This window comes from Shewanella sp. ALD9 (assembly GCF_002836315.1).
In the GTDB taxonomy this organism is placed as follows: domain Bacteria; phylum Pseudomonadota; class Gammaproteobacteria; order Enterobacterales; family Shewanellaceae; genus Shewanella.
This window is the reverse complement of record NZ_PJCD01000001.1, coordinates 520887-535891: the sequence shown is the minus strand read 5'-3', so window position 1 is coordinate 535891 and position 15005 is coordinate 520887. Positions and strand designations below refer to the sequence as shown.

The window sequence follows — 15005 nt, the reverse complement described above, 5'->3', positions numbered from 1 at the left end:
CAGCATTGGCTGCTGCAGAATTTCACCGCAGAAGTCATTTAAGTATTCTATTTCTGCATTTCATTGTCTTACGTAAAGACAGCTATTTCTGCATTTATACGCCTTGAACTGTACAACCTGAGAAACCCAGAATAATGACATACTGAATAATATAAGTATGACGAATAGGAAGTAGATATATGGGTAAAGAGTACCTAGACAATGAGATAACAGAACAACGTCTCAATCAACTCGTTCAAGCACTAGACAGTGGTCTGTTTGTCCATGCCCGTAACATGCTACATACCATGTCACCTAACGATGTCGCCCTTATTCTCGAATCATCACCGCCCAAAAATCGTCAGGTGTTATGGCAACTCATTGACCAACAATATGCTGGGGAAATTCTTGACGAATTAGGTGAAGAGCTTAAAGATTCACTTATTAGCAGCATGACACCAGAGAAGCTTGCCCAGGCCACAATAGGCATGGATACAGATGACATGGCCTATATTCTTCGCAGTTTACCCGATGATGTTTACAAGAAAGTGCTCAAATCAATGCGAAGCCAAGACCGGGATAGAGTAGAGCAAGCATTGGGTTACCCAGATGATACTGCCGGCAGTATCATGAATACTGATACCGTCACCCTAAGACCCGATGTCAATATCGAAGTGGTATTACGCTATTTACGTCAACGGGGAAATTTACCTGATACGACTGATACTTTATATGTTGTGGATCGCCATGATCATGTTTTAGGCGGAGTAAGATTAGCTGATTTACTCACATGCGATCCAAGCGTAACGGTCCGCAGTATTATGGACACAGAATTAGAAAGTATTCCTGTAGAGATGTCCGATAAAGATGTGGCGCAAAAATTTGAACGGATGGATTGGATATCTGCCCCAGTCGTCGACAGCCAAGCAAAATTGCTTGGTCGAATTACTATCGATGACGTTATTGATGTCATCCGCGAGGATGCCGAACATTCAATGATGGGAATGGCAGGGATGGATGATGATGAAGATACCTTTGGCCCTGTGCTTAAAAGCACTCTGAGACGCTCTCTATGGCTAACCATCAATCTATTTGCAGCATTACTAGCCTCATCTGTCAGTAACATGTTTGAAGGTACCTTAGAGCAATTCGCCACCATCGCAATTTTAATGACCATTGTACCGAGTATGGGAGGCGTTGCGGGTAATCAAACCCTAGCACTCGTCATCCGCGGGATTGCACTTGGGCATATCGGCCAAAGTAACTCACGCTGGTTAATTGGTAAGGAATTAAGCATCGGATTATTGAACGGTTTAATGTGGTCTGTATTGGTCTTTTTTGCGGTATGGCTTTGGAAAGACGACATCGCATTAGGTGGATTAATTGGCAGTGCCATGCTGATTAATATGACGGTAGCAGGCTTTGCTGGCGCCACTATCCCCATAATGTTAAAAAAGCTAAATATCGATCCTGCGTTGGCGGGGGGTATGGTGTTAACGACGGTAACAGATGTCGTTGGCTTATTTGCATTTTTGGGCCTAGCTACATTATTTTTAATGCACTAAACCATTGATTTAAATCGTACATATCATGTCGTCCAACGAAATTGCGCTATCTAGTGCAATTTTACGGACGTCGGCGGCGTCTCTATACACATAAGTCTTTTTCACACATAAGCTCATTTACCAAGCGCTTAGTACTCTGATCACTTTTGCAGCTATGTCTGCAGCCTCACTTTGTTAACGTTTTTCAAACCATCAACTGGCAACAACTCATTCGGTGAAAACCTTGCCTTCATCTTGTCATTAAGGTGACCTTTTTTTGCCATATTTGTCATCCATACTGCGCTACGACAATCACAACCGTAATGTGTTGCCGGCAGCACATGCTCACCACATTAGTGCAATTGCACCAATCTGGTTGGCGACGCAAAAATAACAAAACTACAGGCAACAGGTAATGCACTGATAAATAACAACTAAAAATATTTATCAAAGTTGGCACAAGCTTTCCATATAAGAAATATGTACCTACTAAGTAGTAGTTTATTTTTTAAGCAGTCCATTGTAATTGTAGGAGATAGCGATGAATAAAATAACCGTAACACGTAGCATTATATCGATAAATGTCATGGTCAATAATGTCATTGCACAATGCCGCCAAAACATTTTTTTCTTAGCACATCTCGGTTGCAGTCAGTGGGATGAAGTTGAAACTCGCTCAGGTAAACATAGATAAATCGGAAGGAAATTATTTGATGAATATGTCAAATGCAAGACAGTATCCAATCGACTTACAAAGACAAGTGATTAATGAGGTCAAAAACCATAATCGATTATTATCCGACGTAGCAAAACAATATGGCGTGTCGGCTAAAACGGTTTATCAATGGGTGAGAAGTAACGATAGTCGCCAAACTGAAAGCAAGGGCGCGATCGTATCAGAAATAGCCTATTTACAACAAAAGATTGCCCAGTTAAGTCAACAATTACAAACAATGGCAAGTTAGTAACATTAACCGTTTTGGCAAGGATGTTTGATCGTATTAACAACTCGTCCCCCAGCAAGTTGATAACACAGCAACAAACATTCTAATAAAAAATAAGCGCAAAATATCTTGCATCCTTGCCGCTTTATCGCTCTACCGTTAGCCGTTAAGGAAGACAGCTAACATAACAGTTCAGGCGTTATTGGGTCCCCAGACTCTATAATCCAATAACGTCATTTTTATTAAGGTGTTTTACGGATCTAAATATCAAAACCGTTTTGGCAAGGATGTTTGACCGTGTTAACAACTCGTCCCCCAGCAAGTTGATAACGCACAGCAACAAACATTCTAATAAAAATAAGCGCAAACTATCTTGCATCCTTGCCGCTTTATTGCTCTACCGTTAGCCGTTAAGGAAGGCAGCTAACATAACAGTTCAGGCGTTATTGGGTCCCCAGACTCTATAATCCAATAATGTCATTTTTATTAAGGTGTTTTACGGAACTAAATATCAAAACCGTTTTGGCAAGGATGTTTGACCGTGTTAACAACTCGTCCCCCAGCAAGTTGATAACGCACAGCAACAAACATTCTAATAAAAATAAGCGCAAACTATCTTGCATCCTTGCCGCTTTATCGCTCTACCGTTAGTAGTCAAGAAGACAGCTAACACAACAGTTCAGGCGTTATTGGGTCCCCAGACTCTATTAATCCAATAACGTCATTTTTATTAAGGTGTTTTACGGATCTAAATATCAAAACCGTTTTGGCAAGGATGTTTGACCATGTTAACAACGCGTCCCCAAGCAAGTTGATAACGTACAGCAACAAACATTCTAATAATAAGCGCAAAATATCTTGCATCCTTGCCGCTTTATCGCTCTACCGTTAGTAGTCAAGAAGACAGCTAACATAACAGTTCAGGCGTTATTGGGTCCCCAGACTCTATAATCCAATAACGTCATTTTTATTCCAGCCTCTGGCTGACAAGCTCAAAACAATAATAATCACGAGCTTGATAACACTCTGGAGCATCAATTGGTACAGGTTGATAGCATTGGAGTGTTGGATACCCTAGTGGCATAAATATAACCACAGACAATGCAAACAAAAGCCCCAACGCAAAGGATGCAATGGGGCTTTTTCATTTCTATTAACTCAAAAACAGCTCAAGCTTAACTGAATAAGCCACCGCTTATTCATCGACGGAATTTACACCTTTAACACATTTGCTGCTCTGCGATATGAAGGCTTCAAAATCAGTGCTATTGAGTGGGCGACTAAACAAATAACCTTGACCCATAAAACATCCTAATTCGACTAATGCGAGGCTTTGATCTTCAGTTTCAACACCTTCGGCAATTAGCACTAACCCCATCGACTTACCCAACGAAATAATCGTCTTCACAATTTCATAATCATGTTTATTGTTGAGCATATCTTTCACAAACGACATATCAATTTTCATTACATCAACATTAAACTTTTTCAAATAGGCCAAGCTGGAATAACCAGTACCAAAATCGTCAATAGCAATCTTAATCCCTAATGATATTAACTCACTCAACTTGTTTTGCATGTCCGCTGCATCAATCATCAATGCAGTTTCGGTAATTTCCAATTCAAGTAAATGTGCCGGTAAATTATGCTCCAATAGTGCTTTCTTGATCATATCGGCTAAGTCGGGATCAGCAAACTGTGCCGCGGCCACATTTACCGAAATAGGAATCGTATAGCCCATTTCTAACCAACGTTTAGCTTCAGCACAGGCCTTATTAAGCACTTGTTTACCTAGCATAATAATTAAACCGGACTCTTCCGCTAATGGAATAAACTCTGCGGGAGAGATAAGCTCACCCTCATCATTGGCCAGTCTAACGAGAGCCTCAGCACCAATAATAATGTTTGTCTGTAAATCAATTTTAGGTTGATAATGCACAAAAAGTTCATCATTAATTAATGCTTTTCTTAAACGAGTCTCTAAATGATGGCGCTCCATAAGCGAACTTTCTAAATCATGCGAGAAAAAGCAGAAGCGATTTCGGCCTTCCTGCTTAGCACGGTACATTGCCACGTCCGCATGCCTCATTAATTCCTCGGCATCTAAAGCATCATTTGGGAACACACTAACACCAATACTTATCGACACATTAAACTTCTGATTATCAAGAATAAAAGGTTCATGCATCGCTTCAACTAATGTAGATGCTAATTGCGAAGAGGCCTCAACAGAGCGAGTCTCGCTCATTAAAATCACAAATTCGTCACCACCTAATCTCGCCAATGTATACGATGCAGGTATTAACGAGCGGATTCGTCTTGCCATCATACAAATGAGCTCATCACCATATTGGTGGCCTAAGGAATCATTAAGGTATTTAAAATGATCAATATCGATTAATAGTGCAGCTGCTTTGGTGCCATAAGATCTTGCTGTAGAACACGCCACGCTCAGTCTGTCCTGGAGTAATATCCTGTTTGGTAAATCAGTTAACTGATCATGGTTGGCTAAATGGCTCATTTTCATCGCCATCGCCATCGCTTCACTCACATCATGAAACACCATAATGGCGCCAATCATTTCACCATTTTCATTACGGATTGGCGCGGCTGAATCCTCCACATAAAAAACATGCCCTCCACGTGACGTAAGTAGGCTGTTTAGCGCCATTGCCACAATGCGCTGCTCGCGAAGAGCTAAATATAACGGGTTCAATAATGGCTGCTGAGTATCAGAATCTTTCAAATGCATCACATTTTCAATTTTTTGATGTAATGCCTCTTTTAACCGCCAACCCGTCATGCGCTCCGCAATTGGGTTCATAAAAGTAATAAGCCCTCTGGTGTCAGTCGCAATAACAGCATCACCAATAGAATTGAGTGTTACTCGAAGACGCTCCTTTTCAGAGTACAGCGCTTGCTTAGCATGCTTTACTTCAGAGACGTCAACAACAGTAACCAAGTAGCCATCGACTCCAGCACTTGATTTCATTTTGGACTGAAAGACTTCATAAAAGCTCATACCGTCACGGTTAGGGACTGTGACAATGTACTTTAATGCATCTGAGGTAATATGACGGTGATGATTTAAAATTGCATTACTGAGCGCTTCAGGAAAAATAGTCGAAATATGCTTGTTTTTAACATCACCGACCAAGCTATCAAACCACAAACCAGTGTTGTCATTACTAAATAAATTCTGACCTAAATCATCCCAATAGGTAATAAGCATTGGGACTTGATTAACTAATTGTTGTAGCTCTTCTTTAGCTTTAATAATTAATTGGTTTTGCTGCCTAAATTTAAGTTGTGTATGGACTCGTAAACAACAAATAGAAGCGTTAAAAGGTTTAGTAATAAAATCGACCCCACCACTTTCTAGCGCCAACCTTTCAAATTCAGGCTCAGTGTGGCCGGTAATAAAAATAATTGGAATATCGCTAAATAATGGATTAGCTTTGAGTGCACGACACACTTCCCATCCATCCATGTCAGGCATCTCAATATCGAGTAAAATGACATCAGGCTTAATTTTATCCACTAACGCGAGTGCATTAGTGCCAGACTCTGAAAAAAAGATATTACCAAGAGGCGACAAAATATCTTCCAGCATAAATATATTTTGAATATTATCGTCAATAATCAGAATTTTATAAACAGTATTGGATAAACCCGATAACAACATAGAAAAATAACTCCCTTATTTTCAGCTAGATAACATCCATTTAATCTTAAGGTTATCTGTAACCAACATACATTTATAATAGCTTAATTTTTTTACGTCTATCAATAATAGGCAGCAACGTAACCCACTACCTTAATTTAATGAAAACAACACCTACATAATAAGTACATTATGTTAACTTAGTCGATACCAAATGTGCTTGATCATAAAAGATATGAATACGCGAAAACGACATAAACACAAAAATGGTACACAGTTTCGTTAAGTAATATATTTGCACAGCATGTATCCAACGTGCATCTTAATATCTGCCTACATACTAGCGCGACCATATTCAGATAGACAATTGAGTTATCGTTATTGAGAGGCTGTTGAAACACTCATAGGCAATACAGGTAGACTAATTAGATGAGTTTGAAATGAACATGAGTAATACTGAACGACGTATCACGCTATTTTGTGCAGAACATCAGCTTGAATATCATCAGGCTGTTAATCGTTTTAGCGGCAATAAAGCCACCTATTTTAAGTCTGTTCAGCTGTTTATTAATGACTTAACCTTGTATATCCAACAAACCATGGCTTCACCGAACATTCCGGCGGACTTTGCACCTATGCTGCATACACTAAAAAGTTCTGCTGCTACTTTAGGTTTCACCGAATTAGCCTGCTACGCACGAAACCATGAAATTAAACTAGCACACTACTCTCCTACTGAATTTAGCCAGTTTCATAAGATATTATTGGCGAAATTAACCACGAATAAAGATCTAGCGATAATGCTAGCCTCCTTGCTAGAAATGGAATTACAAGCATCAAATAGCCAAGAGAACAAGCCGATATTAGCAGTGAACAGCGAATTTATTATGATATATGACACGCTAATGGAAGAAGTTAATCACTATAATATGAATGCCATTAATACATTTGCCAAAATAGCCAACACACTTAACCTCATTGCACCACAACATATTGAATTATTAACACAATCAATTAACCAATTAAAGTTTCAACAAGCAGAAAATATATTAGCTGAGATATTTCCCCGCATATTGAATATTCAACAGTGACACAGACTCATCAGACAAATCATAATGCATTGAAATTAATAAACAAATAAAATATAATCTTGCTTTCCCTATTGCTCACTATAAATAAATTAATGTCATCACTCATACCTTAGTACTAACGCTATTGATTGATATTATTAAAAAATCTTTTGTTTGCAAAAATTTAACATCAAAAAAAAATACATTCGCTACACTTAACCTTATTCACTCCTTATTGAAGTATCTTTATGATCAAAGTGTTGAACATGTTTATCTTAACTTTCATATTAATCGGCATTGTCAGTTGTGACCTTGGCACAAGCAAATCACTTACCGCTTCCGCCCTAAAAGACCCCATTAAAATTGCGGTATCTGGCACACCTCTTTCTGCACCTTTTTTTATTGCACAACAACAAGGTTACTTTAGAGCGAATGGGCTTAATGTTGAGCTAGTGAGATTCGACAGCGGAGTGAAATGCTTTGACGCCCTTAAGAATAAACAAGTTGACCTCGCCACGGCCTCAGAAACTGTGGTCATGTTTAATAGCTTTAAACAAACAAACTTTTCTGTATTAGCCAGTTTTGTCGAATCAGATAATGATCTAAAATTACTGAGTTTAACACCGCAAAAATATCAACAACTGGATAATTTAGCCCACGCACGCATAGGGATAGTAAAAAGCAGTGCCAGTGAGTTTTTTTTCGATAGTTTATTGATTATGTATAACAAAACTCAGCAGCCAATCGAGCGAGTATATTTACCTGCGGAGCAGCTTATTCCGGCGTTATTAAATAATGAGGTTGATATTATTTCAGCTTGGGAGCCCTTAAGTTATTTGTTAACACAACAAGTCCCCTCAAATACCAACGTCATCAGCAGTCGCGGCCTATACCACTTATCGTTCAACTTAATCGAGCTTAAAGAGACAAGGCTATCAACTACAGAAAAGTTAGCGCTACTCAAATCAATTAACGACGCAACCGATTATATTCATACACACCCAGATCTTGCTCAGACGAAAATTAGCCGTGTATTAGATATCGATCAATCCCAACTTAGTTATTCCTGGAATGACTATACTTTTCGGTTATCACTCAGTAATGCACTCTTTTCTAACATCCAAACTCAAAGCCAATGGGCAATTGATAATAAATTAGTCTCTGAAGAGAATAGTGTTGATTTTAGGCAGATTCTTGACCGAAAATTGTTTGAAAAGTTCACCAGTTTAGAGGCGGGATGGTAATTTATGATGTTATCTAAACGTCTAAAACTGACCGCAACACTCTGTTCACTGCTTACATTGATTGTCGGCTTGTCATTGATACAAGTTCACTATTATCAACAACAAATATACCGCCAACTCAATTACTCAATGAAGTTACAAATCAACATTGATAGTTTGCGTAGTCAACTGTGGCTTTACCAAGAGTATACAGATGACCAAGGGTTATCAGAGTTAAATATACGCCAAGCTGAACTGGCCAAAAACCTCTCAGAAGACATTCAATGGGGTACGCAACAAAAACTCATTATTGGAAACCTGAATAGACTGAATACCAATATTAGAGCACTTATTAATACTCAAAATAGCTTTCATAGTAAACAAGTCGATGTGTCATCCACCCTCACAGCAGAACGGTTATTTAAAGCAAAATACAGCATGGTTATTGAAGAGATGACTGAAGAAATGTTTAATCTTCATCAATTATCGATTAAACAAGCGAGCCAAAAACAACAAACGTTATTATTCCTTGTCGGAATGGTGCTATTGATATTAGCGATTCTGGTCACCGTATGGTCATTTATGACACTCATTCGATTTAAGAAAGGGTTAGCCTCACTCAACCAAGGGATGGAAGCACTTGCGGCTGGAGACCTAAAGAGTCAAATTAATTTCAGTGATACCGATGAGTTATCTGCACTCGCCCATAACTTCAATAGAATGAAGCTTTCACTTGCTCAAATCACCATTAAAAAGGATGAATTAAAGCAAGAAGTAGACAGCCAAACCCGTAAATTAATTGAACAACAAGACCAACTCATTTTCTTAGCTGAACATGATGAACTAACCGGTATTTATAACCGTCGCGCATTCATAAAACAAATTGATACTGCTATAGCAAGGGATTTACGCGGAGAAAATCAAGCGGCACTATTATTTATTGACCTTAATAAATTTAAAAATATTAACGACACCCTGGGCCATAGTATTGGTGATGAAGTGATCATGACCATTGCAAAACGTTTGGTTAATAGTCTACGCGCTACCGATATAGTGGGCAGACTCGGCGGCGATGAATTTATCGTTTGGCTTGATATGCTTCCTGAACCAATTGATATTGAACATAAAATAAACCAGCTATTAGCCAGTATTAAGCAACCGATTATTATTGGGAAGCATACCTTAGAAGTTGGCGCCAGTATCGGAATTAGTGTACTGCCAGAACATGGTTTAAATAGCCGAGAACTCATCACTGCAGCCGATACAGCGATGTACCAGGCTAAAGCAGACCATAGCATTGAGTATTGTTTCTATGCAGGCAGCTATGGAGCCTCTACTTTGGCTACCTCATAGGTTTGAGTGTTCCAGTCAAAATAATATTCAACGCCTTGCCATTCATAAACGGTACCGTTCGCGCGCTGAATCACTTTGGCATTTTCAGGTAAACGACTTAACCCAGAAGCATATTGAACTTGAGTAGTCGTTCGCTGCGGCGCAGATATCACTGCAGGTTCAACGACTTGGTAGCTTTGGCGAGGTGCAATATTAACCGTTCGATAAGGGTAATAATTATCGTTGTTGCGACGATATTCGTCTATACCCCAGCGATTGTCATATCGACTGCCATAGCCATTATATCGACTAAGCCCAATCGTCGGCCCCCAAACACTATTCCAACCAAATCCCCAGCGCCATGGGTCACGATAATGCGAAGAATGACGTCGACCTTGATGTTGATAACCTACCGAATGTGACACTCTATCGCCTAGAGCAATATCCAATGGCACTTTCGCCTGCACAGACAGAGTCAAGCTGCATAGTAAACAAACTCCACTCCCAAAAGACCATAGCAACACAGGGAATCTATTAATCGGCATACATCACCTCCAGCACATTATCGACACCCACCAGTTTACGCTAAGTCGAGTTAAAGTCGATATCCGTTATGGCTCTGAAATGATAGGTCTACTCAATTATTATTCACACCTATAACCATCATTCACTCCAATAGCATAATCAAACGACTTAGAGAATTTCATTCACTCGATAAACTCTCAATTGATGCCTCCTCAATTGATGTGATTATATTATTGGTATTAACGCTTATAGCCTTTCAAAATGATTAGTTAATAATCAATAACAGTTAATGGTGTGGCACAATAGCCTTAGATAGCTGACTACCTGATGAACTGATTAAATGACATTCAGATATTTACTCTCAAACGAAAAGAACTAATATCCAATCTAACCAGTATTGAACCCCGCAGAGCAATACCAATTTATATGGATTGGTATTAACCCTATATTAGAAAAATGCTATAGTGCGCGCCATATTGGTTTGGATTTCATTTACAGGCGGTAAACATGAGTTTTAAAGATTTACGCAGCTTTATCGATCATTTGGAAAAAAATGGCGAGTTAAAGCGCATTAGCTACCCTGTTGACCCTCATTTAGAAATGACAGAGATCGCCGATCGTGTTTTACGATCTGGAGGCCCCGCACTGTTATTTGAGAATCCGACCAACCATACCATGCCAGTACTGGTTAACTTATTTGGCACGCCTAAACGTGTTGCTATGGCATTGGGTAAAGACGACCCTTTGGCTTTGCGTGAAGTCGGTGAATTATTAGCATTCTTAAAAGAACCTGAGCCACCAAGTGGCTTTAAAGATGCCATCGCCAAAATACCTATGTATAAACAGGCATTAAATATGCCGCCTAAAACAGTGCGTAATCCGCCTTGTCAGCAAGTGGTTAAAACCGGTGATGAAGTTGACCTAACATCGTTGCCAATCCAACATTGCTGGCCTGGAGATGTCGCCCCATTAGTGACTTGGGGACTCACCATCACCAAAGGACCGCGTCAAAAAAGACAAAACCTAGGTATTTATCGTCAACAGTTATTAAGTAAAAACAAGCTGATTATGCGCTGGCTTGATCACCGTGGCGGAGCCTTAGATTTTAAAGACTTTAAACAGCTTCATCCGGGAGAGCGTTATCCTGTCGTAGTGGCATTAGGTAGCGATCCGGTGACCATTTTAGGGGCTGTCACTCCTGTGCCAGACTCCATGAGTGAATATGCTTTTGCAGGTTTACTGCGCGGCGAACGAACTGAAGTCTGTAAAGCCATTAGCTGCGATCTTGAGGTGCCAGCCACCAGCGAGATTATTCTTGAAGGTTATATTGACCCAGATGAGACAGCAGTAGAAGGTCCATATGGAGATCACACTGGCTACTATAACGAAACTGACTCATTCCCAGTATTTACCGTAACTCACATTACTCATCGTAAAGACGCCATTTATCATAGTACCTATACCGGTCGTCCACCTGATGAGCCGGCCATGTTAGGCGTGGCGTTGAACGAAGTATTTGTCCCCATTTTACGTAAGCAGTATCCAGAAATTATTGATTTTTATCTGCCGCCTGAAGGTTGTTCATATCGTATGGCTGTGATTTCAATCCGTAAGCAATATCCTGGTCATGCTAAGCGTGTCATGATGGGGGCCTGGTCATTCTTGCGCCAGTTTATGTATACCAAATTTATCGTTGTTGTTGATGACGATGTCAATTGCCGTGATTGGCAAGATGTTATTTGGGCCATTACTACACGAATGGATCCTATTCGCGATACCATGATGGTAGATAATACTCCAATAGATTATCTTGATTTTGCCTCACCCGTTGCTGGTTTAGGATCTAAGATGGGTTTAGATGCCACTAACAAATGGCCTGGTGAAACCACGCGAGAATGGGGAACCCCTATCGTGATGGATGAAAAGACAAAACAGAGAATTGACCAAATTTGGGATGATCTCGGCATACAAGATATGCCAACATTGTAACTACAGCGATCCGATCCGGGCGTAAATAGCTATAATTAACTCGTTGATAAAAAATTATAAAAGGGTTTAAAGGACGTTAGATGAAAACCATTCGTTGTCAGATAGAAAAAGTCACCCCGTTTAATGACGCTGTATACCAAGTGTTCCTTAAACCCGAAGCAGCCTTTGACTTTAAGGCTGGCCAATACCTAACTGTGGTCATGGGTGAAAAAGACAAACGTCCTTTTTCTATTGCTTCCGCGCCTAATGCAGCGTTAATTGAGTTGCACATTGGTGCCGCGGTTAGCGAAAGTTATCCAATGCAAGTTGTTGAACGCTTACAAACAGCGACACATATTGATATTGAAGCACCTGCTGGCGAAGCTTTTTTACGAAGTGAGAGCCATCGACCACGCATCTTAATTGCGGGCGGCACGGGTTTCTCATACATCAAAAGTATCGTTGAAGCACAGATTGCTAACGGCGAAACCATTAATACTAAACTGTATTGGGGTTGTCGTAACGAAGAAGCTATGTACTATCAAGACATCGCTCGTCAATGGCATGCCGATCATTCTTGGTTAGAGTTTATTCCAGTAGTAGAACTTGCTGACGGTAATTGGGAAGGTAAAAAAGCTAATCTACTCGAGCAGATTAAGCAGGATTTTGTCAGTTTGAATGGCTACGATATCTACATTGCTGGCCGTTTTGATATGGTTGGCACTGCACGAGAATTGTTCCGTGAGCTTGGCATTGAAGAAGCCCATTTGTATGGTGATGCTTTTGCATTTATCAAATAGGCTTTCCCAATAAAACCATTAAAACCGGCTATCTTGCCGGTTTTTTTATCGGTAAATCGACTGATTGCCTTTGTATTCCATGGCTCATTTATTTAAAATTAGCGCACATTTATTAATAAGGTACTCCAATGAAACTCAGTCAACTCACTCAGCCTATCTATGACCATTTATATCGCGATATTTTTGAGTTTCGCAGTACTTTTGATTTACCGGTTAACGACAGTGCTAGCCTAGACGACAAAGCTGATACCTTACACACCTCATTAATTATTGAAGAAATGACCGAGCTTGCAGAAGCAGACTCTCGCATGGAACAAGCTGATGCGATTGTTGACTCTGTCTATGTGTTAATGGGTCGTTTAGTGCACATAGGTGCGTCTCAGGTAAGCGATCGTCTAGAGATCAGCTATCTTATCGATTTATTGCTTAACGTGGCTAAAAACCGTGAAATAGACTTTATCCAATGCTGGGATGAAGTGCACTCAAGCAACATGAGCAAAGTATGCCGTAACCAGCAAGAATTGGATGAAACCATCGCCTTTTACGCCAAGCAAGGTGTTGAGATAGTCGGTAGCACTAAAGGTGAGTTTATTATTGCTAAGTGCGCTAAAGATGTCGATATGGCGGGTAAAGTGGTTCGCCAAGGCAAAGTATTAAAATCAGTTTATTATCGCCCTGCAGACTTAACTAAGTTAGTACGAGACTAGGTTAGTGCAAGATTAAGTTAGTACGAGACTAAGTTAGTGCGAGACTAATCAGCCAATCAACTACAGGGCTTTCACTTGCGAGTACTGATTTACCCATAAAAAAATGCGCTTTTATCAGCGCATTTTTTATGACGTTTCCGGTTACACAGCCACCGAGATTTTAGCATTATTAAGCGCCTGAATGAATCGCTGCGGCTCATCCACACTCAAATGCACCGTTTTCATCGGTTCGGGTAACTGACCCATACCACCATGATAAATGACCGGACGGTTGAAGGTAATAGTGACATTACTCTGCCCACGGCCAATCATAATGGTTTCTGGCTCATCTTTATTTAATTCAGTTGATTGTTGATCAGCGGCACTAGCAATATCGGCAATGTTCACTACCATAAATCCCCACAATGAATTATTGATCACTAAGTTATCCCTGATTAAATACAAAGAGTAATAACGTGATAATCGATGGTTAGCCACGATAGACATTAAGGTATAGGCAATAATGCTCGAGACAATAATCGCCACCCACTCACTCCACGATGCCAGTAATACGTAACTCAGACTCGACGCACCAACACAACCAATTAGCATTAACCACACATGCCAGCGTGTCGCGCTAACAAGATTGATATTGGCAATTACTGGTGGATGATGACGTGAGAACCATGGGATAGAATAAAACCAGTTAGTGGCTTCACTGGCGAGAATAAGCGCAATAGTTAAGCTTTTATCATCGCCATCCCGATACGTTTCTACCGCCCCAACTCTAGGATCGCCCTTAAGCTTTCGTACCTTAATCAAGCCACGAACAACACTCACCACCAAATACAATTCAATGACCAACAGCACCGCAATAATCGGATAGCGTAACCATGCAATAAACTCAAAATAATGCGCGACTTCAGCAGGAAAACTTAACCGAGCAACCAAGCTGCTCAAACTGAAAATAACAATCAGTTTCCACAGTTTCTGGCCACCCATTTTAATAATGCAATACCAGTAGCTCAGTGGCAGTAACACAAAATACAATCCGCAAATAAGATATAACGACCACTTATCAGCGTCACTTGTTAACGACTCTGGTGTCCACTGAACGCCTATCACAAAACCCAACACCATTAAGACTAAAAAGACTAACCGATACTTAACCGTGGCTCTCATTGAATACTTATCCCTGTATATGTTACTGACCCACGCCATATCATTATTCTTAATATAAACGTGAAGATACAAGTTGTTAACATATCAG

The 15005-nt window shown here is 40.1% G+C and carries 12 protein-coding genes; 9 read left to right on the top strand and 3 right to left on the bottom strand.

Annotated features, from left to right (window positions below):
- The first annotated feature begins 179 nt into the window (after positions 1 to 179).
- From mgtE to CXF88_RS02440, 3 genes are all read left to right on the top strand, one after another.
- Positions 180 to 1544, top strand: a complete 1365-nt coding sequence (gene mgtE / locus CXF88_RS02445) for a magnesium transporter (protein ID WP_101085180.1) — start codon at positions 180 to 182, stop codon at positions 1542 to 1544.
- A 520-nt stretch (positions 1545 to 2064) separates the two neighbouring features.
- Positions 2065 to 2217, top strand: coding sequence for a hypothetical protein (locus CXF88_RS21880; RefSeq protein ID WP_157822764.1), 153 nt, complete (start codon positions 2065 to 2067; stop codon positions 2215 to 2217).
- A 19-nt stretch (positions 2218 to 2236) separates the two neighbouring features.
- Positions 2237 to 2488, top strand: coding sequence for a transposase (locus tag CXF88_RS02440; protein ID WP_101085179.1), 252 nt, complete (start codon positions 2237 to 2239; stop codon positions 2486 to 2488).
- A 1174-nt stretch (positions 2489 to 3662) separates the two neighbouring features.
- Here CXF88_RS02440 and CXF88_RS02435 read toward each other — a convergent pair.
- Entirely contained in the window at positions 3663 to 6152 is a 2490-nt protein-coding gene (locus tag CXF88_RS02435) for an EAL domain-containing protein (protein WP_101085178.1), read from the bottom strand.
- 419 nt (positions 6153 to 6571) lie between these two features.
- On the opposite strand from CXF88_RS02435, the gene CXF88_RS02430 reads away from it, so the two are divergent.
- The 3 genes from CXF88_RS02430 to CXF88_RS02420 all read left to right on the top strand — a co-directional run bounded on the left by CXF88_RS02430 (position 6572) and on the right by CXF88_RS02420 (position 9777).
- Positions 6572 to 7222: a hypothetical protein gene (locus tag CXF88_RS02430; RefSeq protein WP_101085177.1), complete on the top strand. Its 651-nt coding sequence runs from the start codon at positions 6572 to 6574 to the stop codon at positions 7220 to 7222.
- A 245-nt stretch (positions 7223 to 7467) separates the two neighbouring features.
- Positions 7468 to 8445 (top strand): ABC transporter substrate-binding protein, encoded by a 978-nt coding sequence (locus CXF88_RS02425; protein ID WP_157822763.1) that lies wholly within the window; start codon positions 7468 to 7470, stop codon positions 8443 to 8445.
- A 3-nt stretch (positions 8446 to 8448) separates the two neighbouring features.
- Positions 8449 to 9777 (top strand): diguanylate cyclase, encoded by a 1329-nt coding sequence (locus CXF88_RS02420; protein WP_101085175.1) that lies wholly within the window; start codon positions 8449 to 8451, stop codon positions 9775 to 9777.
- Here the strand turns inward: CXF88_RS02420 and CXF88_RS21965 are convergent.
- A complete protein-coding gene (locus CXF88_RS21965) occupies positions 9747 to 10301 on the bottom strand; it encodes a hypothetical protein (RefSeq protein WP_197708403.1) in 555 nt (184 codons plus the stop codon). The genes CXF88_RS02420 and CXF88_RS21965 overlap by 31 nt on opposite strands.
- A gap of 487 nt (positions 10302 to 10788) precedes the next feature.
- On the opposite strand from CXF88_RS21965, the gene ubiD reads away from it, so the two are divergent.
- The 3 genes from ubiD to CXF88_RS02400 all read left to right on the top strand — a co-directional run bounded on the left by ubiD (position 10789) and on the right by CXF88_RS02400 (position 13756).
- Complete coding sequence (gene ubiD / locus CXF88_RS02410; protein WP_101085174.1) at positions 10789 to 12270, top strand: 4-hydroxy-3-polyprenylbenzoate decarboxylase; 1482 nt, start codon at positions 10789 to 10791, stop codon at positions 12268 to 12270.
- Between the two features lie 80 nt (positions 12271 to 12350).
- Positions 12351 to 13049: an NAD(P)H-flavin reductase gene (gene fre, locus CXF88_RS02405; RefSeq protein ID WP_101085173.1), complete on the top strand. Its 699-nt coding sequence runs from the start codon at positions 12351 to 12353 to the stop codon at positions 13047 to 13049.
- Positions 13050 to 13177: 128 nt separating this feature from the next.
- The gene (locus tag CXF88_RS02400; RefSeq protein WP_101085172.1) at positions 13178 to 13756 is read left to right on the top strand and encodes a nucleoside triphosphate pyrophosphohydrolase family protein; all 579 of its coding nucleotides are present in this window, start codon (positions 13178 to 13180) and stop codon (positions 13754 to 13756) included.
- A gap of 141 nt (positions 13757 to 13897) precedes the next feature.
- Here CXF88_RS02400 and CXF88_RS02395 read toward each other — a convergent pair whose 3' ends face one another.
- Positions 13898 to 14917, bottom strand: a complete 1020-nt coding sequence (locus CXF88_RS02395) for a hypothetical protein (RefSeq protein WP_101085171.1) — start codon at positions 14915 to 14917, stop codon at positions 13898 to 13900.
- Positions 14918 to 15005: the final 88 nt, after the last annotated feature.